The sequence below is a fragment of the Desulfuromonas thiophila genome, assembly GCF_900101955.1.
Classification (GTDB): Bacteria; Desulfobacterota; Desulfuromonadia; order Desulfuromonadales; family Desulfuromonadaceae; genus Pseudodesulfuromonas; species Pseudodesulfuromonas thiophila.
The window spans coordinates 278,816-304,144 of record NZ_FNAQ01000002.1 but is presented as its reverse complement, the minus strand read 5'-3'; the positions used below and the strand labels follow the sequence as shown (position 1 = coordinate 304,144).

Below are 25,329 nucleotides of genomic sequence, written 5' to 3'. Positions count from 1 at the left end.
CCGGATCGGTTAGACTGATCGCAAAACCTCCATCCTGCCATTGCCGGACAAGTCTCAGCAGTAGCCGTGTCCGGTCTGACCTGCCAAGGAGTCCGCATGCCCCATATCGCCCCCCGTCCTGCCCTCTTTGCCCTGCTGATTCTGCTGTTGCTGGCGGCGCCAACAAGCGTTCTTCGTGCCCTGGCACAGGAGAGCGGCGCAACTGCGGCGCCTGTGGCGCCAGTTCCAGAACCCTTGCCCGGCATCGCCGAGGTGGTGCCGCGCGCCGCCGAACTGCTTGACCAGGCGCGACAGGCGCTGCAACGGGTAGAGGAAGGGGCCGATCATCAGGGTTGGCTTGACAGCTTCGATGCCAGCCGTCAGCGCCAGGAGCAGTTGCAACAACGCATGACCGACATGGGCGATCCGGCCGGCTGGAGCTACGAACAGCTGCTGGAGATGCGCACCCAGTTACTGGAGCAGCGACGCGTACTGGCCGGGCTGTTCGACAACGTTTCCCAACGCACCGCTGAACTCGACCAGCTGCGGGGGCACTGGAATGAACAGCGCGACTACTGGCAGCAGTGGCGCAAACAGCTGCGCGAGCTCGGCGCACCCTACCCGGAAAGCGAATTCAAGGAGGTGGTCAGCCAGAGCCAGGCACTACTCAAGCGCATCACCACGGTCAGCCAGGACAAGATCGCGCTGCAGAAAAAGGCCACCGAACTGATCGACGCCAACCAGGTGCTGGTACGCCAGCTCGACAGCGCCCTGCGCACCCTGCGCACCCAAACCTTCAAGAAAAACAGCAACAGCCTGCTGAGTCGCGACTTCTACGCTGAACTGACGCCGGAGTTGCTGCAACAGGTCCGCACCAACAGCCTGCAGGTGAACTGGAAAAGTCGCGACAGTTTGCGCGCTGGCTGGTGGATTCTGTTGCTGCAGATCCTCACCACGCTGGTGCTGGCATCCCTCATTCGCCACTTCCGGCATCTGGCGCAGCAGGATTCAGACTGGCGTTTTCTCATCTGCCATCCCTTCAGCAGCGGCCTGTTCATCGCCATTGTCTCGCTCGGCTTTCTTTACAGCGCGCCGACCCTGGTCTGGCGTTTCTACCAGGTGGTCCTGGCCCTGCTGGCGGCCTGCATCCTGCTTAACGACATTGTCACGGCCCGGCGTCATCGCCTGCTGATCTGGCTGCTGGCATCGAGTTACCTGCTGTCGCTGCTGCTGCAGGTGATCAATCTGCCCCTGACGCTGACCCGCCTGTATTTCGTCTTGCTGTCCATCGGCGGCTTACTGGTGCTGACCCAGCTGTACCGACAGGGACGCCGGCAGAAGGACCCCTGGCCCCTGATGACCGGGCTGCGCATCGGCAAGGGACTGCTGCTGGTTTCGCTGGTGGCCCAGATCGGTGGCTACAGCACCTTTTCCTCGCGGCTGATGGACATCAGTTTCAAAAGCGCCTTTGCCCTGCTGGTCGCCGTGATGCTGCAGAAACTGGTACGCGGCGCCATTGATTTCCTGCTGGCGCGCCGGAAACTGCAGAGCCTGCCATTCTTCCGCCGCTTTGGCACGACCCTGGGCGAACGTCTGAAGGTACTGGTGCGACTGGTAATCGGCTTCAGCTGCCTGATTTTTCTGGTGCAGATCTGGACCGGGGGCGACCGCTTCGCCTCAACCTGGCAACGGGTCGCCGGCTGGGGTCTGCATCTGGGCGACTACCATCTCAACATCGGCACCCTGGCCAGCCTGGTGCTGATCGTCTATCTGACCAGTGGTTTTTCCTGGCTGGTCCGTTCGCTGTTCGATGTCGAGGTGGTCGGCCCGAAATTCCTCGATAGCGGCGTGCGCGAATCCATCAAGACCCTGCTGCATTACCTTACCATCCTGGTCGGCCTGCTGCTGTGTCTGGGCACACTGGGCGTCAACCTGCAGAACATTGCCGTGATCGCCGGGGCTCTGAGTATCGGTATCGGTTTCGGCCTGCAAAACATCGTCAACAATTTCATCAGCGGTCTGATTCTGCTGTTTGAACGACCGATCAAGAAGGGTGACCTGATCGTGCTCAACCAGGAATGGGCGGAGGTAAAAAAAATCGGACTGCGCTCAACGGTAGTGGAAACCTTCAACAAGGCCGAGATCATTGTACCCAACAGTGACCTGATCGCCCAGCAGGTCACCAACCTGACCTACTCCAACACCCAGGCGCGGGTGGTGATCCCGATTGGCGTGGCCTACGGCAGTGATCTGGAACAGGTTCTGCGGATTCTGCAGGAGGAAGGCGCTCGCCATCCGCGGGTATTGAAATTTCCCGCCCCTTCGGCACTGTTCATCGGCTTTGGCGCCAGTTCGCTCGATTTTCAACTGCGGTTGTGGCTGAGCAGCCCCGATTTTGTCCTGTCGGTACCCAGCGACGTCTGCATCGCCATCTACAAACGTTTCGCGGCCGAAGGCATCGAGATTCCCTTCCCGCAGCAGGATCTGCACCTGCGCTCGGTGGACAGCAGCCTGCTGCAGGCCTGGCGCAGCTCGCCGCCCGTACCGGACGCCCTACAGCCAGCGCCGCCGGCGCAGCAGGAAGAACAGCAACAGGGCGAGGATCAGCAACAGCAGACAAAAGGCTGAAAAGGCCCAAGGATGGTCAGCCGCCGGAATACCAGCGACATTGACGCCAAGCAGGCCGGTCAGAAAGGTCAGCGGCAGAAACAGGGCTGCCACCAGATTGAGGACATACATACGGCCATTGAGCTGTTCAGCCAGGCGAGCCTGCAACCGTTCCTGGCAGATGGCAACCCGCTCGCGCACCAGATCAAGCTCCTCCAGATAGCGCTGCAGGGTATTGTTGAGTTCGACAAAGCCCAGCCGGCCGAGGCTGTCAATGAAACCGAATTCGGCCAGGGCCAGATGCGCCAGGGCGTCGCGCTGGGCGCTGAGATAGCGCCGGACATGCACCGCCTGACGCCGGATTTCAGCCAGTTCACCGCCCAACAGAACGTCTTCAGCCGCGGCGGAACGCTCCTCGAAGGCATCCATCTGGTCCTCGAAATCGTCGATGACCTCATTGATATGCCAGGTCAGCTGCTCGGCCAACATCAGCAGACAGGTGCCGGGCGTTTCCGGGCCATAGCCGGCCTCCAGCGCCTGCCGCACCTGCTCCACCGAGCGCAAGCGGTAACGCCGGGTGGTGATGATGCACTGGCTGTCGACCCAGATGCGCAGCGAGATCATATCGAGGGGATCGGCACCGGGATTGCGATTGACACCGCGCAAGGTCACCAGCGCCCCCTGGCCCATGCGGCTGGCACGTGGCCGGGTATCGGCGGCAAAGAGGGCATTGACCACCACATCGGCCAGACCGAAGCGCTGCTGCAACCAGTCCGACAGGCCGGCGCAGGTGTAGTCCGCATGCAGCCAGAGTGGACCGGCCGGTGACGCGTCCTCTTCGAATGCCGCAGCCTCCACGGGCCGGGCGCCGCCACGGCCGTCGAAACGGTAACAGAACAGCACACCTTCCGGCCAGGACATCGGCAGATTCTCCCTTCGTTAGGACACGGTTAAAAACAGCCTGTTGCGCCCATGGTTGGGCGACCCAAATCAATTCATTGACCTGCAATGGATCAATTTTGTGCGCAAGACAAAATTCGCCTGTTCGGCTGGTGTCGTTGAAAAAGCCCCGGCCGGAGCGTTTGCAACTCCTGTCAGTGGCACCGAAGCTGCTTGCACTCTGCGGCGCTTTTGCTAGCATACGGGCTTTCCCGGCACGTTGCCGGGCCACTACCGCCTCTTTCGGCCGCCCCGCCAGCATCCACTGCGGGCCGCGGCACTCTTGGTGACTGCCATGACGACCCGCTCCTTCGCGCTATCGCTTTTCGCCCTGCCACTGCTGACCCTGATCATGGCCCGGCCCGGCCTGACGGCCGACACCGAGCTGGCCGCCGAACTGCAGCAGTCACCCGCCGGTCAACAGGGTTTCGAACAGACCGAACCCGTCGATCCGCCCGGCCGGCGTGGCAACATCCTCAATATCGTGCTCGACCGCACCCCGAGCCTGTCAACCCAGCGTGGCACTTTGGTTATCGAAGCCTTCGCCGACCACAATGACAACAGCGTGCAGGACGCCGATGAACCCCTGCTGCGCGACGGGGTGTTCTGCACCGTTGATGATATCCGCTACCAGCTGCCGGCCTTCATCCCCGGACTGGACTACAATGCCCGCTACGCCATCCGCTGCGAAGGCACTGAAGGCTACGCTCCCACCCTGAGCGACAAGAACGTGCTCATCGCCCGCCGCGGCGAGATCATCCGCCTGTCGATTCCCTGCCATCCGCTGGAGCCCTAGGGGCGACAAAGCGGATCACCTCGACCGGCACCACCAGCGCCAGCCCCTCGGTCAGCATCGGTGCCAGCAGGGGCAGCAACGCCTCGATACGAGAGGCCCGGTCAACCACCTCGACAATCAGAGGCCGCTGGGCCGATAGCCGCAGCAGCTGATCGCTGTGAATCTGCCGGTGGTGGCCGAAACCGGCCACCGCCTTGACCACGGTTGCGCCCTGACAGCCCTGATCACGCAGCAGCTCCAGCAGAGCCTCGTGCAGCGGCTGGTGCTGCCAGCGGGCATCCTCACCAACAAACAGCCGCAACAGCTGTTGTGTCTCCCGTTGCATCGTCATCCTCCTCCTTAACGGGGCCAGAAAGCCGGCACCCCGGCTACAGGCTGCGGGCCAGAGCAATGCCCAACCCTGTTCCAACCAGGCACAGCACCACATTGAGCACCACGTTCAGACCAGCACCCAGCCATTGGCCGGCCTCCAGCAGACGCCAGGTTTCAAAGGAAAAGGTGGAAAACGTGGTAAAGCCGCCCATGAAGCCGATACAGAGCGCCAGGCGGCCGATTTCGCCGATCAGGGTGGTGCGCAGGGCCAGTTCCATCAGCAGGCCCAGCAAAAACGAACCCAGCAGATTCACGGCCAGGGTACCATAGGGCAGACCGCGCCCCAGCCAGGCGTAGACCCAACCCGACAGCCAATAACGGCACAGGCAGCCACAACCGCCGCCGAGGGCCACCGCCAACCACTTTGTCATGCTGTTGTTCTCCCTGCGGGCACAGCCTCTGCGCCATCGTTTGGTTGCGTTGCCGGCGGCACTTGCCGCCGACGAACCAGTACCCGATCCACCCGATGGCCATCGAGATCGACCACCTCAAAACACCAGTCCTGCCATTCGAGCACCTCGCCCAGCTGTGGCAGATGACCGGCCAGCACCTGCAGCAGCCCGCCCAGGGTCTGATACAGGCCGCGTTCCTGGCCTGGCAGAGCGCCCAACGCCAGCAGTTCACGCACTTCGTCCACCGGCATCAGGCCATCAAGCAGCCAGGAACCATCAGCGCGCTGCAGCGGCTGCAGACTGTCGTTACTCTGGCCAGGCGCAGGAAAACGTCCGGCCAGGGCCTCCAGCACGTCCTGCAGGGTAATCAGGCCCTGCAACGCACCATATTCGTCAATGACAAACAGCATCGCGCTGCCGCTGGTCTGAAACCGTTCCAGCAGGTTCAGGGTACTGAGACTTTCCGGCACATAAACCGGCGGCTGCAGGGCCTGGCGAGGCAGCTGGCGCTGGCCGGCACGGTAGAGGCGCAGCAGACGCTTGGTGGTAACGATACCCTCCAACTGATCAAGGCTTCCACGGCAGACCGGAAAACGCGACAGATTGGCGGCAACTGCCTGATCCAGCAGGCAATCGAACGGCCGCTCGACATCGAGAAACACGATCTCGTGTCGGGGCGTCATCAGCAGGCTGATGGGGCGCTCATCGAGCCGAAACACGTTGCGCAGCAAAAGATGCTCGCGCTCGGCAATCAGGCCACAACGCGAGCCCTCTAGTAACAGCGCCAGAAGATCCTCTTCGGTCAGGGCTTCAGCCGCTTCTGCCGGACCGCGGCCCCACAGCCGCAGTAACCGTTCCGTTGAGAAGCTGAGCAAGTGAACAAAAGGGCGCGTCAACAGGGCCAGCAGCGCCAGCGGACGAGCCATCAGACAGGCAACGGTTTCGGCTTGTTGCTGGCCTATCCGCTTGGGCACCAGCTCTCCCAGCACAATGGTGGCATAGGTGATGGCAACCACCACCAGTACCGTTGCCAACACCTCACTGCTATCCTGTGCCAGACCCAACAGCCGCAGTTGCGCCGCCAATGGCCGCGCCAGAACCGCCTCACCAACAATGCCGTTGAGTAAACCTATCGCGGTAATACCAATCTGCACCGTGGAGAGAAAACGGGTCGGCTCAAGCTGCAGGCGCAGCGCGCAGGCCGCCGCGCCATCGCCCTGTTCAGCCCGGCGCTCCAGCCGGCTGCGACGTACCGTCAGCAGCGCCACCTCGGCCATGGCGAGCATACCGTTCAGCACAATCAGGCCCAGCAGCACAGCAACACGCATCATGGTTCCGCTTCCTTTCCGAGCTGACGCAGTCCCCCCCTCTCAACGCAATGCAGTTAAACATGAACCTGCTTAGCTGGCAATGCAACCGGAGGCAGCCTGCCGACAGCAACAAAATAAAATCCGCTGGACAGCGTCACCACCACTGACCTAGTATCCGCCCATGCCATGGCAGGTCACCCAGGTTCATCCCGACCCTCCTCCGGCAATCCCAACCCCAGCCTTTATCCGCTGCCCAGGAAAGCGACCTGCCCGGTGTTCACCCTGCTTTGCCACCCGCAAAAACCAGGCCTGTGCAACAGCGCCCGTCTGCTCATCTGGCTCTGGCTGTGCCTCTTTGTCCTTGCCGCCAGTGGCCCCGCGACAACAACCATCTGGCTGAGCGATGTCCCGGTCAGCGTCGAGTTGTGCACGCCGGATCAGCCCGAGGAGCATATTGCAACCTCACCGGTACCCGTTGAGGCGGAAAACCTTTTCTGTAAAAGTGTTGCCATCGTCCCCCCGGCCACGGCCAGGCTCCTTCGTCTGGCCATCAGCGCCTGTTTTTTCCCAGACAACTCTCACCACCTGCGGGTTCCTCACCGGCACGGCCTGCTGCCGCTGAGTCCGCGCCCACCGCCCCAGTCCTCCAACATCTCCAGCTGAAAACCGCTCCGCGCCTGGCCCGCACTCCAGCCCGACCGGCACCGTCACCGCAAGCACCGGAAACGCAAGGATTTCTGCCAATCTGGTTCCGTCCACCGTGCTGCTGGGCTGCCGTACCGGTCAGGGTTTCGCTGTGCCGCGGCGCCAGCGTCACCCCTTGTCCCGACCTGTCGATGCAATGGATGACGCCTGTCCCGTGGCCGCAGCCCGGCACTACGGATCAGCATTTTTGGTCGATACCAATTTAAGCGTTGTTGTTGCTGACGGCGCTCTGCTGCGTTGGCCCACAGGTTGACTGCTCAGTAGTGCGCCAGCCCATTGCCAGCCTCACAGAATCTTCTTGATGCTCTTTTTATTCTTTCCACTTTTCGGACGAGGGAACCCATGAAAACACTGTTGACACTTCTGCTGAGCCTGACGGCTCTGCCGGCTCTGGCCAACGACGGCAGCGCCAGCGTGCGCGACCTGACCGGCACCGGTCTGGGCATTCTGGCGCTGGTGCTGTTCGTCGGCGCCTATGCCCTGGTGATTATGGAGGAGAAGCTGCACCTGCGCAAAAGCAAGCCGGTGCTGCTGGCTGCCGGGGTCATCTGGGTGCTGGTCGCCATTACCTTCAAGGCGCTGGGCGAGCCGGATGCTGCCCATGATGCGATTGTGCACAATCTGGTGGAATACGGTGAGTTGTTTCTGTTTCTGCTGGTCGCCATGACCTACATCAACGCCATGGACGAGCGTAACATCTTTCAGGCCCTGCGCTCCTGGCTGGTGTCGCGTGGCTTTTCGCTGCGGATCATTTTCTGGCTTACCGGATTGCTGGCCTTCTTCATCTCGCCCATTGCTGACAACCTGACCACCGCCCTGCTAATGGGCGCCGTGGTGATGGCCGTGGGCGGCTCCAACCAGCGCTTTGTTGTCATGGCCTGCATCAACGTGGTGGTCGGTGCCAATGCCGGTGGCGCCTTCTCGCCCTTTGGTGACATCACCACCCTGATGGTGTGGCAAAAGGGCATGGTATCCTTCGGCGAGTTCTTCGCCCTGTTCCTGCCGTCGCTGGTCAACTGGCTGGTCCCTGCCTTGGTCATGAGTTTCTTCATCAGTAAAGAGCGTCCTCAGGCGGCCGATGAGTTTGTCAGCATGAAGTTCGGTGCCAAGCGCATTATGCTGCTGTTCCTGCTGACCATCGTCACGGCGGTGTCGTTTCACAACTTTCTGCATTTGCCGCCGGCTGCCGGCATGATGCTGGGTCTGGGCTATCTGGGCTGGTTCTCCTACTACATCAAGCTGCGTGAGCACGCCGGCCACATGGCGGACCCGGCGCTGCACCTGGAACCGGTTGAGAATGAAGGCCATGGCGGCCCGGGCTTCGATCTGTTCCGCAAAATTGCCCGCGCCGAATGGGATACGCTGCTGTTCTTCTACGGGGTCATCATGTGTGTCGGCGGTCTGAGCCAGTTCGGTTATCTGGCCATGGCGTCACAGTTTCTCTACAACGATCTGGGCGCCTTTAATGCCAACGTCATGATCGGCATTCTCTCCGCCATCGTTGACAACATTCCGGTGATGTTTGCCGTGCTGACCATGGAACCGCACATGTCGCATGGCCACTGGCTGCTGGTGACCCTGACGGCCGGTGTAGGTGGCAGCCTGCTGTCCATCGGTTCGGCGGCCGGCGTCGGCCTGATGGGTACCGCCCGTGGCATCTACACCTTCGGCCGTCACCTGGTCTATACCCCGGCGGTGGCGCTGGGCTACGCCGCCAGCATTGCCGTTCACATGCTGATCAACGCCAAGCTGTTTCATTAACAGGTTGCCAGGCCACGGAACCCATGGCTGGGCGACCAAACCCAATCCTTGATTCGTAAGCCTTTATTTCGTAAGAGATTGATGTTGTGAGCAAGGCGGAAAACGCCTTTTCAACCTCTTGTCAATCTGCCTTGAGCCGGGGCATTTCAAACCGTCATCTGCGACTGGATGAGCCCCGGCTTTTTCTCCCGGCACCTGTGTGCGAACAGGTTCCGCTGTGATCAGCCACGACCTGCCAAAGCAGCACAAGCAATTTTTTGTTGCAATGTCTGAATGAACCTCCTAGGCTGTTAGCACTCACCGACAACGAGTGCTAACAGCCGCTTTTCCGCATCCAAGGAGGAGGTTCCATGTCCGCCCTGACGCTGACCAGCAACAGTCTTGAACACTACATGACCCAGATCAACCGTTATGAACTGCTTGACCGGGAAACCGAACAGGAGCTGGCACTGCGCTATCGGCTGCATAATGACCTGCAGGCGGCCCAGCGTCTGGTGTGCGCCAATCTGCGTTTTGTCGTCAAAATCGCCAACGAATACCGGGCTTACGGCCTGAAACTGCTCGACCTGATTCAGGAAGGCAACATCGGCCTGATGGTCGCGGTCAAGAAATTCGATCCCCAGCGCAACAACCGTCTGATCAGCTATGCCGTCTGGTGGATCCGCGCCTATATCCACAATTTCATCATCAACAGCTGGTCACTGGTGAAAATCGGCACCAGCCAGGCACGCCGCAAACTCTTTTTCAAGCTGCGTCAAACACGTGAGATGCTGCAACAGCAAGGGGAAACACAGGACAGTGCCATCGCCCGTCAGCTCGATGTCAGCACGGCAGAGGTCGAGGAGATGTCCGTGCGCTTGGCGCGTGATGTGTCGCTGGATGCGGAGCTGGTGGAAGGCGAGGATATTTGCCGGCTCGACCTGCTGGAAAGCCCCGAGCAGGATCAGGAACAACTGCTCATCGCCCAGGAAACCGAGCTTAACCGCCAGCAGCAGGTACGACAGGCGCTGGCACAACTGTCCGATCGAGAACGTCGCATCGTCGTCCGGCGCATTCTGGCCGAGGAACCCTGCACCCTGCAGGAACTGGCCGACCAGTTCGGCGTCAGCCGTGAACGAATTCGCCAGATTGAAAAACGCGCCCTTGAGCGCCTGCGCACCCTGCTGCAGACCGATCTGGCCCCAGAGACCGAAGGGATGGCGCAATAAGGCTTGAGTCCGTCGGGTCCATGCTTTAGACTCAGCGGTCGAGTGTTTTCTTCCCTGATGTCACGAAGGATTGCCCATGCGTACCGGCTTGATCTTGCTGCTGCCTGCCCTGCTGTTGTTCACCCTGGCTCTGAACGGCTGCGGCCGTCCAAAAACCGCTCCGCCACCGCCAGGGATTGCCGCGGAGTTCAAGAAGGCCGAACAGGAACACGAAGCCGGCCACCACCAGAGTGCCATCGAAAACTGGCAAAAGGTGCGCGACGCCTTCCACAGCCCCGAGTTGACCACTCTGGCGGAATTACGCATCGCTGACGCCTACTACGAAAGCGGCCAGACCATCGAGGCCATTGCCGCTTACGAGGATTTTCTCAAGCAGCACCCCGAACATGTCCATACCAGCGCGGTTCTGTTGCGCCTGGGCAAGGCCCACTTCAGCGAGATGCGCGGGATCGACCAGGATCAGAGCGCGACCCGAAACGCCCTGGCCAGCTTTGAACAACTTAAGCGGCAGGATCCAGCCTATGCTGACAGCGCCGAACTTGACAGCCTGATCCGTCAGTGTCGTGACCGGCTGGCCGGGCAGGAGCGTTATGTCGCCGATTTCTACCGTAAAACCAAGCGTTACGATGCGGCCATCAAGCGCTATCGCGATCTGCTGAACAACTACCCGGAAACCAGTGAGCGTGACCAGGTGCGCTTTGGCCTGGCCCAGGCGTATGCCGCCGCCGGCCAACGCGATGAAGCCTTGGCTCTGCTCAACGCACTGGAGCAACAGGCCAGCAGTATCGAGTTGCGCAAGCAACTGCGTAAGTTCCGCAGCAAACAGAGAATCTGATTCTCTGCAAAATCTGCGCGTCAGCGCTCCTCAAGCCCGCCCCCTCCGGCGGGCTTTTTTATCTGCGCCACAAACCACTTATGTCATTTTATACATCATTTAACTTGACATAAAATATCACATCAGGTAGTCAAGCCCGGGGTCTGCCGCCAGGCAGTCTCACAAAATCCCCCGCCTGTCGCTCCGCCACCCTGCCCATCGACTGCCCAGCGCAGTCCAGCACCGTGCGGAACCTTTTGTCTGTTCAAGGAGGAAAAACCCATGTCGGATTATGGAAGTCTCGCAAGTCGCGTTCGTCGCAAGTCCCTGCTCGACAAGGTCCGCAGCGCCGAAGACTGCATCGAATTCTTCAAGCCAGGAATGGATCTGGGCTGGTCCGGTTTCACCCCGGCCGGCTACCCCAAGGCGGTACCCATCGCCCTGGCCGACTATGTCGAGAAGAACAATCTGCAGGGCAAGATGAAGTTCAACCTGTTTATCGGCGCCTCGGTCGGCGCCGAAACCGAAAACCGCTGGGCGGAACTGGACATGATCGACCGCCGCTGGCCCTACCAGACCGGCAAGAACATCGCCAAGGGGATCAACGAGGGCCGTATCCGCATGGGCGACAAACATCTCTCCCTCTTTGCCCAGGATCTCGGCTACGGCTTCTACACCCCGAAAATCGACATCGCCATCATCGAGGTGTCGGCGGTGAATGCCGACGGCTCACTGGTACCGACCACCTCCTGTGGCGTAATCGGTGAAATCCTGATGATCGCCGACAAGATCATTCTCGAGGTCAACACCGGACAGCCCTCCTTCGAAGGCATGCACGACTGCCTGATTCCGCGCAATCCGCCGCACCGCGAACCGCTGCTGATCTGCAAGGCAGACGACCGCATCGGCTCTTCGGCTTTTCCCTGCGACCCGGACAAGATCATCGCCGTGGTCGAATCAAAATACCGTGACAAGGGCCGTGCCTTTGCCGAGATGGATGACACCTCCGAAGCCATCGCCGGTCACATCATGCAGTTCTTCGCCGATGAGGTGAAGGCCGGCCGCCTGCCGGAAAACCTGCTGCCGCTGCAGTCGGGTGTCGGCTCCATCGCCAACGCCGTCGTCGGCGGCCTGGCCAAGGGCCCCTTCTCCAACCTGAACGTGTTCACAGAAGTACTGCAGGACACCATGCTCGACCTGTTCGACTCCGGCAAACTGCGCTTCGCTTCTTCTTGCTCCCTGTCGTTGTCGGAAACGCCGGGCTTTCCCCGCTTCTTCGACAACTGGGACAAATATGCCGACAAGATCGTGCTGCGGCCGCTGTCCATCTCCAACGCCCCCGAGCCCATCCGCCGGCTGGGGTGCATCGCCATGAACACGCCGGTAGAGTTCGACATCTACGCTCACGCCAACTCCACCCTGGTCGGCGGTACCCGCATGATCAACGGCATCGGCGGCAGCGGCGACTTCTTGCGCAACGCCTACCTGTCCATCATGCACACCCCGTCGGTGCGGCCGAGCAAGACCGACCCCACCGGTATCACCTGCGTGGTACCCAAGGCGCCGCACATCGACCACACCGAGCACGACCTCGACGTGCTGGTCACCGAGCAGGGTCTGGCCGACCTGCGCGGCCTGGCACCGAAGGATCGCGCCCAGAAGCTCATCAACGTCTGCGCCCATCCCGACTACCGTCCGATCCTGCAGGATTACTTCGACCGCGCCTGCAAGGAAACCCTCTCCAAGGGCGTTGGCCACGAGCCGCAGCTGTTCGACCGCTGCTTCAAAATGCAGCAGAACCTGGCCGTCAACGGCACCATGAAAGTCAAAAACTGGGACATCGAGGTCAATCTGTGCGAATAAGCCCACACTGACAATCCTCCACCCTTTCACGCAAAAGCGCCCTGTCGAGATCCTCGGCAGGGCGCTTTATTATAATAACCCGTCCGGAAACCTGGCAGCCTTTTCCCTTGCGGCTGCGGTGACCAACACCCCGTCAATCAAATTCACCTGGCCGCGTCGAAACGTTCAGTGCCCGCAAAAACATCACAACAACCCCCCTATTGCGACCGCAAACACTTCATCACCCGCCATTCCACCCAGGCTAAAAAATAAAACAAGGTCTCAGAAAATTAAAGAACGGGGGAGATCTTATTGCCACAGAATTTTACCGCAGCAAAAATCGAACAGCTCAAGACAATAGATAAAATCATGCACTATCAAATATTTACACCAGAAGCCCTTGCCTCTTCGTTTTGTGTTGTCATGCCAGAATGGTCCGCAAAACAGCGCATAGTTTGCCAGATTTCGCTTGACAGTTTTTTACACATATATTATACGATGGCTTCAAAACAGGGTTTTAGTCTCGCATTTTTTACCATATCAAGTAGACAAGCCCGTCAGGTTGGCCCACGCCGGCCGGCACAGCACGCCGTACCAATGTTTTTTCGACCCAAGAACTGTTTCACCCTGCGCGGGCGGGGTGAACCTGGGCCTATCTCATCGCATCAAGGAGGAAGAACCAATGTCGAATTACGGAAGCCTTGAAAGTCGCGTTCGTCGCAAATCCCTGCTCGACAGGGTCCGCAGCGCCGAAGACTGCATCGAATTCTTCAAGCCGGGAATGGATCTGGGCTGGTCCGGTTTCACCCCGGCCGGCTACCCCAAGGCGGTACCCATCGCCCTGGCCGACTATGTCGAGAAGAACAACCTGCAGGGCAAGATGAAGTTCAACCTGTTCATCGGCGCCTCCGTCGGCGTGGAAACCGAAAACCGCTGGGCCACCCTCGACATGATCGATCGCCGCTGGCCCTACCAGACCGGCAAGGATATCGCCAAGGGGATCAACGAGGGCCGTATCCGCATGGGCGACAAGCACCTCTCCCTCTTTGCCCAGGATCTCGGCTACGGCTTCTACACCCCGAAAATCGACATCGCCATCATTGAGGTGTCGGCTATTACGGAAGATTGCGGCCTGGTGCCGACCTCTTCCTGCGGCGTAATCGGTGAAATCCTGATGATCGCCGACAAGATCATCATCGAGGTCAACACCGGACAGCCCTCCTTCGAAGGCATGCACGACTGCTTGATCCCGCGCAAGCCGCCCTATCGCGAGCCGTTCCTGATCAACAAGGCGGGTGACCGTATCGGTACCACGTCGTTCCCCTGCGATCCGGACAAGATCATCGCCGTGGTCGAATCGAAGCATCGTGACAAGGGCCGTGCCTTTGCCGAGATGGATGACACCTCCGAAGCCATCGCCGGTCACATCATGCAGTTCTTCGCCGATGAGGTGAAGGCCGGCCGCCTGCCGGAAAACCTGCTGCCGCTGCAGTCGGGTGTCGGCTCCATCGCCAACGCCGTCGTCGGCGGCCTGGCCAAGGGCCCCTTCTACAACCTGTCGGTCTTCACCGAGGTGCTGCAGGACACCATGCTCGACCTGTTCGACTCCGGCAAACTGCGCTGCGCTTCTTCCTGCTCCCTGTCGTTGTCGGAAACGCCGGGCTTTCCCCGCTTCTTCGACAACTGGAATAAGTATTTCGACAAGATCGTGCTGCGGCCGCTGTCCATCTCCAACGCCCCCGAGCCCATCCGCCGGCTGGGGTGCATCGCCATGAACACGCCGGTAGAGTTCGACATCTACGCTCACGCCAACTCCACCCTGGTCGGCGGTACCCGCATGATCAACGGCATCGGCGGCAGCGGCGACTTCTTGCGCAACGCCTACCTGTCCATCATGCACACCCCGTCGGTGCGGCCGAGCAAGACCGACCCCACCGGTATCACCTGCGTGGTACCCAAGGCGCCACACATCGACCACACCGAGCACGACCTCGACGTGCTGGTCACCGAGCAGGGCCTGGCCGACCTGCGCGGCCTGGCACCGAAGGATCGCGCCCAGAAGCTCATCAACGTCTGCGCCCATCCGTCGTATCGGCCGATCCTGCAGGATTACTTCGACCGCGCCTGCAAGGAAACCCTCTCCAAGGGCGTTGGCCACGAGCCGCAGCTGTTCGACCGCTGCTTCAAGATGCAGCAGAACCTGGCCGTCAACGGCACCATGAAAGTCAAAAACTGGGACATCAACATCGATCTGTGCGAATAAGTCCGCGCCGATAGTCTCCGATCAAGCTCGACAAAAAAGCGCCCTGCCGTCTCTGCGGCAGGGCGCTTTTTGTACGCACCGCTTAAAACTGAACGACATAAACACATCAAATATTTATCAATGAAACCTCCCTCCGCAGCCTGAAAATCTTGATGAGCCCAGCACTACCATTGATAATAAAACACCATATCTGTAATCACACTAAAACATCAGTCAACGTATCCCAAAATAGAACAGAACGACTTTTCACTTCTTCATTTTTTCCAAATATATTTCAGCATCTTAAGCGAGAAGAACTCGGCCCCCGGTGAAGGTTTCCACCTGACAGCGCCAACAGGAAACGCATTTTTTTCGCTTGACTAAAAAAAAGGCCCGTACTATACGTTCGGTCCATAACGGTATTTTATTTTATCGCAACGGCTTTCACCCTCGCTGGCACCAGCCATGCCGGAAAACGCTGTCACACCTGTAGGGACACTGTTTTTTCAACCGTTTTCAGCGAGAAAACGGTTTCTGCGGTTATGCCATAACCACATCTCATCAAGGAGGAACGACCATGGCAGACACAATGCAAGACAGGGTACGCTGCAAGGAACTGCACAAGCTGTTCACTACCCCCGAAAACTGCATCCAGTATTTCAAGGATGGCATGAACCTGGGGTGGTCGGGCTTTACACCGGTTGGCTACCCCAAAGTGGTACCCATCGCCCTGGCCGACTATGTTGAGAAGAACAATCTGCAGGGCAAGATGAAATTCAACCTGTTCATCGGCGCCTCCGTTGGTGCCGAGACCGAAGACCGCTGGGCTTCCCTGAACATGATCGACCGTCGTTGGCCCTACCAGACCGGCAAAGAACTGGGCAAGGCCATCAACAGCGGTAAAATCCGCATGGGCGACAAACACCTGTCCATGTTTGCCCAGGATCTGAAATACGGCTTCTACACCAAGGATCAGGGTGGTCGTCTTGACCTGGCCATCATTGAAGCTTCAGCAATCACCGAGGACGGCAACATTATCCTGTCAGGCTCTATCGGCGCATCCAACGACATCATCGATATCGCTGACAAGATCATCATCGAGATCAATACCGGTCTGCCTTCATTTGAAGGCATGCACGATATCTTCATGACGGACGTGCCGCCCTACCGCAAGATCATTCCGATCACCGATGCCCGCCAGCGCATTGGTACTCCCTGGGTACCGACGGACAAGAGCAAGATCGTCGCCATTGTCGAGTCGAAGCTGCCCGACAACGGTCGCGCCCTGCGTGGCACCGATGATGTGGCCCAAGCCATTGCCGACAACATCGTTGACTTCTTCAGTGCCGAAGTGAAGGCCGGGCGCCTGCCGAAAAACCTGCTGCCGCTGCAGTCGGGCGTCGGCTCCATCGCCAACGCTGTTGTCGGCGGCCTGACCACCTCACCGTTTGAGAACCTGATTGTTTTCACCGAGGTACTGCAGGACACCTTCCTTGACTTCATGGACTCGGGCAAGTGCAAGTACATCAACTGCACCTCCTTGTCGCTGTCGAACGAGGGCTTTGAAATCTGGTGGAAAAACTTTGACAAGTACAAGGACATGGTGCTGATGCGGCCGCAGCAGGTATCGAACAACCCCGAGATCATCCGTCGTCTCGGTGCCATCGGCATGAACACGCCGCTGGAGTTCGATATCTACGCCCATGCCAACTCGACCCATGCCGGCGGCACCAAGATGCTCAACGGCATCGGCGGCAGCGGCGACTTCGAGCGCAACTCCTACATCTCCATGATGCACTGCCCGTCGGTACGGCCGAGCAAAACCGACGAGTTCGGCATCTCCGGCGTGGTGCCCAAGGCACCGCACGTCGACCATACCGAGCACGACATCGACGTGCTGGTTACCGAGCAGGGCCTGGCCGACCTGCGTGGCCTCTGCCCGGTCGACCGTGCCCGCTGCATCATTGACAAGTGCGCCCACCCGACCTACAAGGATTACCTCACCGACTGGCTCGACCGCGCCATCAAGAAAACCGGCGGCCACCACGAGCCGGTGCTGCTTGAAGAAGCCTACAAACTGCACCTGGAACTGGAGCAGAACGGCACCATGCGCTTCTGGAATAAATAAGCCAGCAGTGTCATAACAACAAAAAGCCCCTGTTTTTACAGGGGCTTTTTGTTTCTACAGTCGATTGCGGCAACTATGCGGAGGGCTTTTTGCTGCGCGGATGCGTGCGGTCATATTCCTCGGCCAGGCGGGCGCCACTGACCTGGGTGTAGCGCTGAGTGGTGGCCAACGAGGCGTGTCCCAGCAGTTCCTGAATCGCCCGCAGATCGGCACCCCCGTCCAGCAGATGGGTGGCAAAGCTGTGCCTCAGACCATGGGGACTGACATCCGTCGGCAGCCCGGCGCGCGCCAGGGCGGCCTTAAGATTGCGCTGCACCGTACGAACCGACAGGCGCTGGCCGCGCTGATTGACAAACAGGGCCACACCCACACGTTTCTGCGGCGGACAATGCTGCAGGTAAACCTGCAAGGCCCGCAACGCAGCCTGGCCGACCGGCACAATGCGCTGCTTGCCACCCTTGCCCTGTCGCACACATACCAGCCCCTGGTCAGCCCGCAGATCGTCCTCATCAAGAGCGACCAGTTCGCTAACGCGCAGTCCGCAGGAATAGAGCAATTCGAACAGAGCCCGATCCCGCCAGCGCAACCAGTCTTCCGGCACCATACCGTCGAGCAGACAAAAAACCGCGTCAACATCAAGCAGCCGTGGCAGAGGGCGTTCCAGCCGTGGCCGTTCCATACTGTGCAGCGGATGCTGCTCCAGCAGCCCGCGTCGCACCAGAAAGGTAAAAAAAGTCCGCAAGGCTGACTGTTTGCGCGCCAGGGTTACCTTCTTGTTGCGCCGTCCCAACTGACCAAGCCAGCGCCGCACCAGGGCCTTGTCAACCGCCGCCAGTTGTGCATCCAGTGGACGGCCCGGCAACTGTTGCTGCAAAAAAAGACAGAAAGCGCCCACATCACGGCGGTAAGCCCGACAACTATGGGGCGAGAGATTACGCTCGACCTCCAGATTGTGCAGAAAAGCCTGCATCCAGGGATGTTCACATAACTCCAGCCAGACCGGCGGGGCATTTGACCTGCATCGCGCCTTCGGGTAATCTTCGGCCATGACTTTAGTCTCCCTCGCCGAACTGGCCACCATCCTGCACCTGCTGATTCAACTGCTGCTGTGGCCGCCCGCCGTGCTGCTGGCACTGTTGCTGGTACTGGCCCGCTACAGCCAGGCCGCGCGTGATCCCGCCTGTCTTGACCACCCGCTGCGTTTGCCCAGGCTGCTGCGCGACCTGTCGCTGGCAGGGCTGGAATATCTATGCTGCCTGCTTAATCTGTTGCTCTTCCCTTTAGGCTGTCTGCCACCGACGCGCTGGCGGCACCGGCCAAAGCGCCGCACCCTCATTCTGCTGCACGGACTTTACTTCAACCGTGCCAGCCTGTTCTGGCTGCAGCTGCGTCTGCGCCTGCACGGTCTGCGGGTGATCACGCCAGCCTTTTCACTGTGGCACAACATCGAAAGCTTGACGGAAGCCCTTGACCACCAGATCAGTGCCCTGCGGCTGGAACAGGGCGTCGAACAGGTTGACCTGCTTGGCTATGGTTTCGGCGGTCTGATTCTGCGCAACTACGTTCAGCGACGTGGCGGCGCCAACCATATCCGTCAGGCAATCTGCCTGGGTTGCGCCCACCAGGGCAGCGATCTGGCGGTGTTTGCACCCACACGCCTGGCCCGACATCTGCGCCGCAACGATCCGCTACTGATCGAGCTCAACCGCTTACCCTGGCCACCCCAGGTGGCCCTGGCCAGTATCCGCGCGGCCGATGATCTACTGATTCAGCCTCCGGAAGCAGCCCGGTTGCCGCTGGGGCAGGACATGGTCATCGCCAATTGCGGCCACCTGTTACTGCTGTACCACCCCGCCACCTTCTCAGCGCTGCAACAGATTCTGGTCGGCGGCGCACCTGTAACCGCGCCGGAGCAAGCCACCACCAACCAGCGTTCTCTACCTGCAAACTAGCCGACCTGCACCACCTGCTTGACCTGCGGTACCCGTTCGAGCAGAACCCGTTCAATTCCCATTTTGAGGGTTACCGTCGCCATCGGACAGGAGCCGCAAGCCCCCATCAGCCGCACGCGGACGATACCATCGTCTGTTACTTCCACCAGTTCGACGTTGCCACCATCGGCCAGCATGGTCGGGCGAACCTCGTCGAGGGCAGCTTCCACCTGTTGTCGCAAGTCCATCCGGGTTTCTCCTTTCGTTGTTGAGCAGCAAGGGGCGGTCATCCGCTTTCAGCACCCATCGCCAGCGGTCGCCGCCAGGGAAATAGCACGAATCGGTCGCTGGCACAACAGCGCCGGCTGACCAACGTTCTTGCCCTGAATCAGAACCTTGAAGGTATCTCCCATGCCGCCATCGGGCAGAATCAAATTCTTCAGGGTCAAACGCAGGGCGCAGGCCTGCTGGGCATCGCAGGCTTGTCGCTGCAGCTCCAGCAGTTCCTCAATGAACCCAAGGGCCATGAGAAAACGATATTGACGCTCGAAATACAGGGTTTCCAGCCCCAGCCGTTCACCCTCAAGCTGCAGCAGGCTGAAATCAACATGCGCCGTAATATCCTGTTCACCGGGCTGTTGGTAGGGGTTGTCGCTGGCCTGGTGGCGTTGATAACACAGCAGCGTTCCCTGCCGGCGAAAGGGGGCATAGAGTTCCGCGGCCGGATAGCCATAATCGATGGTCAGGACAAAACCCTGTTGCAGGCGCGCCGCCACCCCCTCAAGCCAGCAGGAGACCCCAAGGGCCGCTTCCGCCCGGCAACCCTCTGCCGGCTGCAACCCCTGCCGGGCGAAATGCTGCACCACCTCAGGCCGGGCTGGCCGCAACTGTTCAACCAACCGATCCTGCTGTTCAACCACATAAACTTCGAGCAACTGGCCCTGTCGCTTCTCTACCACGGCCACGGGAAAGGCATCGAGCAGTTCGTTGGACAGAAAACAGCCCCGAAAGGGTGCCAGCTCCTGCTCACCGCACCAGCTGACCCGCGTGGAATGGGTCTGCAACAGCGCCGCCTGGCGGTCGCGGTTATCGGGGCTGATCTCGATCAGCCGATAGGTGATCCGCTCATAAAGGTCAGGCCAGCTCTGCTGCAAGGCATCGAGAATATCAAGCGCCAGATGCCCTTCTCCGGCCCCCTGCTCCACCAAGGTAAAGGGACCATCGATCAGCTCAGCCATCTGCTGCAGCTGACGGGCAATCAGCCGCCCAAAGAGTCGATGGACGCTGCTGGAGGTAAAAAAATCACCCTGGGCACCAATGCGCCGGCGGGGTCGCATGTAATAACCCAAACCGGGCGCGTAAAGGCACAGCTGCATATAGTCATTGAAGGGGATGCCCTGCCGCTGGCGCACCAAGGCACGAATCTGCTGCAGGAGCGTTGGCGCCTGTGTCATGAAAAAGCCTTCTCCTTCCCGCCATCGGCGACAAAAAACCCGACAAACCGTCTGCCTTGCCAAACGAATTGACAATTGTTTCTCAGGTACAATCGTGCCATCATAGCACGCCGGACAACGGCGAGCCCAGAGTCCTTGTCCGCTTTTCAATGTTTACTTCTGGGCGCCTTTTTCTCTTCACGAGGTGAGCTTATGGATCGCAGTCTGGCCCTGGAACTGGCCCGCGTCACTGAAGCGGCGGCCCTGGCCTGTGGCCGCTGGGTCGGCCGGGGCGACAAGATCGCCGCCGACGAAGCCGCAACCGGTGCCATGCGGCAGGCCCTGGGCCTGATGGACATTGAGGGGACGGTAGTGATCGGTGAAGGGGAAATGGACGAGGCGCCAATGCTCTACATCGGTGAGCGCCTCGGCAGTGGCCGGGGACCAGCGGTGGATATCGCCGTCGATCCCCTGGAAGGCACCAGCCTCTGCGCCAAGGGCAAGAGTGGCGCCATCGCCACCATTGCTCTCGCCCCGGCTGGCGGCTTTCTTCACGCGCCGGACATGTACATGGAAAAACTGATTGTCGGCCCGGCTGGACATGGCTGCATCGATATCGATGCCCCCGTCGGCGACAACCTGCGGCGTCTGGCCCGCGCCAAGCAGTGCCAGCTGGGCGATTTGACCGTGGTCCTGCTCGACCGGCCCCGCCACGAAGCGATCATCAGCGCCATCCGTCAGTGTGGTGCCCGCATTCTGCTGATTTCCGATGGTGACGTCGCTCCAGCGGTGGCCACCGGCATCCTCGGTAGCGGCGTCGATCTGGTTATCGGCACCGGCGGTGCCCCCGAAGGCGTGCTGGCGGCGGCAGCAATCAAATGTCTCGGCGGCGACATGCAGGCCCGGCTGGTCTTCACCACCGATGAAGAACGCCAGCGGGCACCGCAAATGGGCATCAGTGACCTGACGCGTGTCTACGGCGTCGAGGATCTGGCCGGCGGTGATGTCTTCTTCGCCGCCACCGGCGTCACCTCCGGTGCCCTGCTCAAGGGTGTACGTTACTTTGCCGGCGGCGCTGAAACCGATACCCTGGTGATGCGCTCAAAGAGCCGGACCCTGCGTTTTATCCGCTCGCTCCACACCTTCGAGCATAAGCCCGGCTTCTAGCCGGCAGCGCAGACTCTGGCAAGAACCAGCTGAGGTCAGGGAAACAGCGTTTGCGCTGTTGGCCAGGCCACAGACAGGCCCTACCTTTGCAGCACGGAGGAATCGCTTGTCAACCGGCGAAGCTGTTGCTAGAATCGCCAGGTTTTGCAATGTTCTGATTTTATTCAACATCAAGGGGAAGAACGATGGCCATTGTCACAATATCGCGTGAAATGGGTAGCGGCGGCTCCATTATCGCCCGCGCCCTGGCAGACAAACTCGGTTATACCCTGGTTGATGGCGATGCCATTCTGCAGGTGGCGGAAAAATACGGCCTGTCGGAAGAGGCTCTTGAAACCGCCGACGAGAAACCACCGGCCTTCGTTGAAAGCCTGGATGCCCGCATCGAAATCGACATGCTGCATATCCAGCAGATCATTCTGGAATACGCTCTCAAGGACAATGTCATCATCTACGGTCGCGGTGGTCAGGACATTCTTGATGGCGTTTCCTGCATCTTCAGCACCCGGATCATCGCGCCCTTCGAATTGCGGGTGGAACGCTGGGCCGAACGCGAATGGCTCGATCCGGATCTTTCGCGCATTCTGGTGCGCAAAAGCGACCAGCAGCGCGCCGGCTTCATCAAATACTATTTCGATCGCGACTGGAACGATCCCTATGCTTACGATCTGATCATCAACACCGCCAAGATCTCCGAAGATATGGCTGTTGAATTGATCTGTCAGGGACTGCAGGAGAACAATCTGCGCTGCCTCGACGAGCCTTCGCGCACCCGGCTGCAGGATCTGCTGCTGCGCAAGAGGATTGAAATCGCCATTCTCAAGTCAGCGGAGATTGAAGGGCACCACCTGCAGGTGAATATCGACGGCAGTGAAATTCGTCTCGAAGGCCATATCCACAGCGAGGACGAGCGGCGCGCCATCCAGCGTCTGATCGCCGGACTGGCCCCCAAACTGCGGGTCGACGACCGCCTCAAGGTGTTCGCCTACCATCTCAATCCCAAAGAAGTCTGATCCTTCGTCACCGCCGTCCGGCCAGGCCGATTTTATGGAACAGCGAGCAATCTCAGACCGGCTTTCAATCAGCACGCTGGAAGACATCAGCACGCTGATCCTGCAGTCGCACGATCTGCACGAAACCCTCGACAATATTGTGTCGTTGGTGGCACGGCGGATGAAATCAGAGGTCTGCTCCATCTATCTGCTGGAGGAGGACGGCGCTACGCTGGTGTTACACGCCACCGAGGGGCTGCCGCGCGAAACCATCGGCAAGGTCAGTATGCGGCTGGGCGAAGGTCTGGCCAGCATGGCCATCGAGGAAGGCCGGCCGGTCTCCATCCTCAATCCGGAAGAACATCCCCGCTATCTCTACTTCCGCGAAACACGTGAGGAACGCTTCCGCACTTTTCTGGCGATTCCCCTGCTTGAACGGCGTCAGCCCATTGGCGTTATCACCCTGCAGACCACCGAGCAACGGGCCTTCACCGCCACGGAAATCAGCGCCCTGTCGACCATCGCCTTTCAGGTATCGGCGGTGGTCACCAACGCCCGCCTGCTGAATTCGATCAACCAGGTCACCCGCGCCAAACTGCTCGCGCCCGCCTCGCCACAGCCCCAGGAACCCTTGGGCGCGGCCCTGCGCGGCACCGTCGCCTATCCCGGCGTGGTTTCCGGCCCAGCCTACATTCTTGATGAACAATGCGGCTTTGCCGACCTGCTCGACGAAATCGATGTCGACGTCCATCAGGAACTGCGCCGCCTGCACGATGCCTTGGAAGAAACCCGTATCCAGACCCTGTTTCTGGAAAAGCGGGTAGCCGAACGGCTGTCGGAAGAGGATGCCGCCATCTTCCACACCCATCTGATGATCCTAGAGGATCGCGCCTTCCAGGATCAACTGGCCAGCGAGATTCAGAGCGGCCACAGCGCGCCTTACGCCTTGAAGAAGGTCATCACCAGCTACACCGAGGCCTTTTCGCGCATGGAGGACCCCTACCTGCGTGAACGGGCCAGCGACGCCATGGACATTGGCCGGCGCCTGCTGGCCAATCTGACTGGCAAGGAAAACCAGACCCTCCAGCTCAAGCAGAAGGGCATCCTGCTGGCACGCGAGATTTTGCCTTCGGACATGGCGGTGCTTGATCATGACAAATTGCTCGGCATTGTCACCGAAACCGGCGAACAGAATTCCCACGCCGTAATCATGGCCAAATCCCTCGGCATTCCGGCCCTAGTCGGCGTCAGGGGCGCCTGCCGGGCGGCGGAACCGGGCAACTTTGTCATTGTTGATGGCAACTCCGGTTGCCTGTTCGTACGACCGGCCCCCGCCATCATCGATGAATACCGCCGGCTGGAAAAGGACTGCGATCGCGAGCTCGACCGCATCAATGAATTTCGCGATCGGTCGGCCCTGTCCGCCGACGGCGTGCGGGTGACCCTGCGGGCCAACATCGGTCTGATCAGCGATGTCGCCATCGCCCTACGCAACGGCGCCGAGGGCGTCGGTCTGTACCGCACTGAATTCCCTTACATGACACGCAACACCTTCCCCGACCGGCAGGATCAGTACCTGCTCTACCGCAAGATCGTCGAGAGTTTCGCCGGCGCGCCGGTCACCATCCGCACCCTCGACATCGGTGGCGACAAGGCCCTGCCCTACTTCAAGCCGCCGGAGGAAGACAACCCCTTTATGGGCTGGCGGTCGGTGCGGGTATCTCTCGACAATCCTGATATCTTCCGCACCCAGATTGAAGCCATTCTGATGGCCAGTCACCACGGCCCGGTCAAATTGCTGTTCCCGATGATCTCCGGCATCGAAGAATTGCGTGCCTGTAAACAGGTCGTGACCGAAGCCAAGGCCAACCTGTGCCAGCAAGGTCATCCCTTTGCTGACGACATTCCCCTTGGCGTGATGATCGAGGTGCCCTCAGCGGTGCAGCTGTGTGCCTTTCTGGCCCGCGAGGTCGACTTCTTCGCTCTGGGTACCAACGATCTGATTCAGTATATGCTGGCCGCCGACCGCAACAACCCGCTGGTCAACAAGTACTACAACCCACTGCATCCCGCTGTGGTGCAGGCCATCCACCAGGTATGCAGCTGTGCCCGCCAGCAGGGCAAGGGCATCTGCATCTGCGGCGAGATGGCTACCGACCCCCTGCATTTCCTCTTACTGCTGGGGCTGGGAATTCGAGAGTTTTCCATTGTCGCGCCCTTTATCCCGCGCATCAAGGCCCTGCTGGCCGATATTGACAGCGGCCAAGCGGCGGAAACCGCCGAGCAGGTGCTGCTGATGAGCGACAGCAGTGCCATCCGCACACAGCTGAGCAGCCTTCTCGAACGGATGCGGTCGGCCTCTCAGCAAACCGCTTCCGCCTGTCTGCCCTGTTCTGCCTGACCCGTTCAAGGAGGTTCCTTTTATGCTGTATGTCATCCATGCCCAGGACAAGCCAGGCCAACTGGCCGTGCGTCAACAGAACCGGCCAGCGCACGTCGCTTACCTCAAAAATCTGGGAGAACGGCTGTTTGCCGCTGGCCCGACCCTCGATGAACAGGGCGATATGAATGGTTCCGTCGTCATCCTCGACTGCGCCGATCTGGCCGCTGCCCAGGAGTTCGCCCGCAACGACCCCTACGCCCAGGCCGGCCTGTTTGCCCAGGTCAGCATCCAGCCATGGAAAAAGGTCTTGCCGGAGGCCTGAGCCCAG

Annotated in this window: 20 protein-coding genes; 13 read left to right on the top strand and 7 right to left on the bottom strand. The window is 60.0% G+C overall.

All coding sequences use genetic code 11. The features are described from left to right. Positions 1 to 96: 96 nt before the first annotated feature. Positions 97 to 2,607 carry a mechanosensitive ion channel family protein gene (locus BLR80_RS03735; protein ID WP_092076387.1) on the top strand — a complete coding sequence of 837 codons (2,511 nt, stop codon included), beginning with the start codon at positions 97 to 99 and terminating at the stop codon, positions 2,605 to 2,607. On the opposite strand, the gene BLR80_RS03730 is transcribed toward BLR80_RS03735, so the two are convergent. Continuing rightward, positions 2,533 to 3,507 (bottom strand): zinc transporter ZntB, encoded by a 975-nt coding sequence (locus tag BLR80_RS03730; protein WP_092076385.1) that lies wholly within the window; start codon positions 3,505 to 3,507, stop codon positions 2,533 to 2,535. The genes BLR80_RS03735 and BLR80_RS03730 overlap by 75 nt on opposite strands. A gap of 313 nt (positions 3,508 to 3,820) precedes the next feature. Here BLR80_RS03730 and BLR80_RS03725 point away from each other — a divergent pair, with 313 nt between their 5' ends. Then, on the top strand, positions 3,821 to 4,321 hold the full coding sequence (locus BLR80_RS03725) for a hypothetical protein (protein WP_092076383.1): 501 nt from the start codon (positions 3,821 to 3,823) through the stop codon (positions 4,319 to 4,321). Here BLR80_RS03725 and BLR80_RS03720 read toward each other — a convergent pair. From BLR80_RS03720 to BLR80_RS03710, 3 genes are read right to left on the bottom strand one after another with little or no spacing between them, the layout of a single operon-like run. Further along, positions 4,281 to 4,652: a DUF190 domain-containing protein gene (locus BLR80_RS03720; protein ID WP_092076381.1), complete on the bottom strand. Its 372-nt coding sequence runs from the start codon at positions 4,650 to 4,652 to the stop codon at positions 4,281 to 4,283. The genes BLR80_RS03725 and BLR80_RS03720 overlap by 41 nt on opposite strands. Before the next feature lie 37 nt (positions 4,653 to 4,689). Beyond that, complete coding sequence (crcB, locus tag BLR80_RS03715) at positions 4,690 to 5,064, bottom strand: fluoride efflux transporter CrcB (RefSeq protein WP_092076379.1); 375 nt, start codon at positions 5,062 to 5,064, stop codon at positions 4,690 to 4,692. Further along, positions 5,061 to 6,416 carry a hemolysin family protein gene (locus BLR80_RS03710; RefSeq protein WP_092076377.1) on the bottom strand — a complete coding sequence of 452 codons (1,356 nt, stop codon included), beginning with the start codon at positions 6,414 to 6,416 and terminating at the stop codon, positions 5,061 to 5,063. Before BLR80_RS03710 ends, crcB begins: the two co-directional genes overlap by 4 nt. A 1,026-nt stretch (positions 6,417 to 7,442) precedes the next feature. Here BLR80_RS03710 and nhaD point away from each other — a divergent pair. From nhaD to scpC (BLR80_RS03675), 6 genes are all read left to right on the top strand, one after another. Next, on the top strand, positions 7,443 to 8,861 hold the full coding sequence (gene nhaD, locus BLR80_RS03700; RefSeq protein WP_092076373.1) for a sodium:proton antiporter NhaD: 1,419 nt from the start codon (positions 7,443 to 7,445) through the stop codon (positions 8,859 to 8,861). A gap of 350 nt (positions 8,862 to 9,211) precedes the next feature. Beyond that, entirely contained in the window at positions 9,212 to 10,069 is an 858-nt protein-coding gene (rpoH, locus tag BLR80_RS03695; RefSeq protein WP_092076371.1) for an RNA polymerase sigma factor RpoH, read from the top strand. A 76-nt stretch (positions 10,070 to 10,145) separates the two neighbouring features. After that, positions 10,146 to 10,904 carry an outer membrane protein assembly factor BamD gene (bamD, locus tag BLR80_RS03690; protein ID WP_092076369.1) on the top strand — a complete coding sequence of 253 codons (759 nt, stop codon included), beginning with the start codon at positions 10,146 to 10,148 and terminating at the stop codon, positions 10,902 to 10,904. Between the two features lie 261 nt (positions 10,905 to 11,165). Continuing rightward, positions 11,166 to 12,746: a succinyl-CoA:acetate CoA-transferase ScpC gene (gene scpC, locus BLR80_RS03685; RefSeq protein WP_092076367.1), complete on the top strand. Its 1,581-nt coding sequence runs from the start codon at positions 11,166 to 11,168 to the stop codon at positions 12,744 to 12,746. 661 nt (positions 12,747 to 13,407) lie between these two features. Continuing rightward, positions 13,408 to 14,988, top strand: a complete 1,581-nt coding sequence (scpC, locus tag BLR80_RS03680) for a succinyl-CoA:acetate CoA-transferase ScpC (protein ID WP_092076366.1) — start codon at positions 13,408 to 13,410, stop codon at positions 14,986 to 14,988. A gap of 556 nt (positions 14,989 to 15,544) precedes the next feature. After that, positions 15,545 to 17,095: a succinyl-CoA:acetate CoA-transferase ScpC gene (gene scpC, locus BLR80_RS03675; protein WP_092076364.1), complete on the top strand. Its 1,551-nt coding sequence runs from the start codon at positions 15,545 to 15,547 to the stop codon at positions 17,093 to 17,095. Positions 17,096 to 17,168: 73 nt separating this feature from the next. Here the strand turns inward: scpC (BLR80_RS03675) and BLR80_RS03670 are convergent, their stop codons facing one another. Next, positions 17,169 to 18,143: a tyrosine recombinase XerC gene (locus BLR80_RS03670; protein WP_245691322.1), complete on the bottom strand. Its 975-nt coding sequence runs from the start codon at positions 18,141 to 18,143 to the stop codon at positions 17,169 to 17,171. On the opposite strand from BLR80_RS03670, the gene BLR80_RS03665 reads away from it, so the two are divergent. Beyond that, entirely contained in the window at positions 18,142 to 19,047 is a 906-nt protein-coding gene (locus BLR80_RS03665) for an esterase/lipase family protein (protein WP_092076362.1), read from the top strand. The genes BLR80_RS03670 and BLR80_RS03665 overlap by 2 nt on opposite strands. Here the strand turns inward: BLR80_RS03665 and BLR80_RS03660 are convergent. Together BLR80_RS03660 and BLR80_RS03655 are read right to left on the bottom strand one after the other, a co-directional pair. Then, on the bottom strand, positions 19,044 to 19,268 hold the full coding sequence (locus BLR80_RS03660; RefSeq protein WP_092076480.1) for a NifU family protein: 225 nt from the start codon (positions 19,266 to 19,268) through the stop codon (positions 19,044 to 19,046). The two genes, BLR80_RS03665 and BLR80_RS03660, sit on opposite strands and share 4 nt — an antisense overlap. Before the next feature lie 54 nt (positions 19,269 to 19,322). Continuing rightward, a complete protein-coding gene (locus BLR80_RS03655; RefSeq protein WP_092076360.1) occupies positions 19,323 to 20,480 on the bottom strand; it encodes a class I SAM-dependent methyltransferase in 1,158 nt (385 codons plus the stop codon). Between the two features lie 192 nt (positions 20,481 to 20,672). Here BLR80_RS03655 and glpX point away from each other — a divergent pair, with 192 nt between their 5' ends. The 4 genes from glpX (at position 20,673) to BLR80_RS03635 (ending at position 25,323) form a co-directional block, all read left to right on the top strand. Next, positions 20,673 to 21,626: a class II fructose-bisphosphatase gene (gene glpX, locus BLR80_RS03650; protein WP_092076358.1), complete on the top strand. Its 954-nt coding sequence runs from the start codon at positions 20,673 to 20,675 to the stop codon at positions 21,624 to 21,626. 185 nt (positions 21,627 to 21,811) lie between these two features. Beyond that, positions 21,812 to 22,639: a cytidylate kinase-like family protein gene (locus tag BLR80_RS03645; protein WP_092076356.1), complete on the top strand. Its 828-nt coding sequence runs from the start codon at positions 21,812 to 21,814 to the stop codon at positions 22,637 to 22,639. A 34-nt stretch (positions 22,640 to 22,673) separates the two neighbouring features. Continuing rightward, positions 22,674 to 25,019: a phosphoenolpyruvate--protein phosphotransferase gene (ptsP, locus tag BLR80_RS03640; protein ID WP_092076354.1), complete on the top strand. Its 2,346-nt coding sequence runs from the start codon at positions 22,674 to 22,676 to the stop codon at positions 25,017 to 25,019. 22 nt (positions 25,020 to 25,041) lie between these two features. Continuing rightward, on the top strand, positions 25,042 to 25,323 hold the full coding sequence (locus BLR80_RS03635; protein WP_092076352.1) for a YciI family protein: 282 nt from the start codon (positions 25,042 to 25,044) through the stop codon (positions 25,321 to 25,323). Positions 25,324 to 25,329 lie beyond the last annotated feature (6 nt).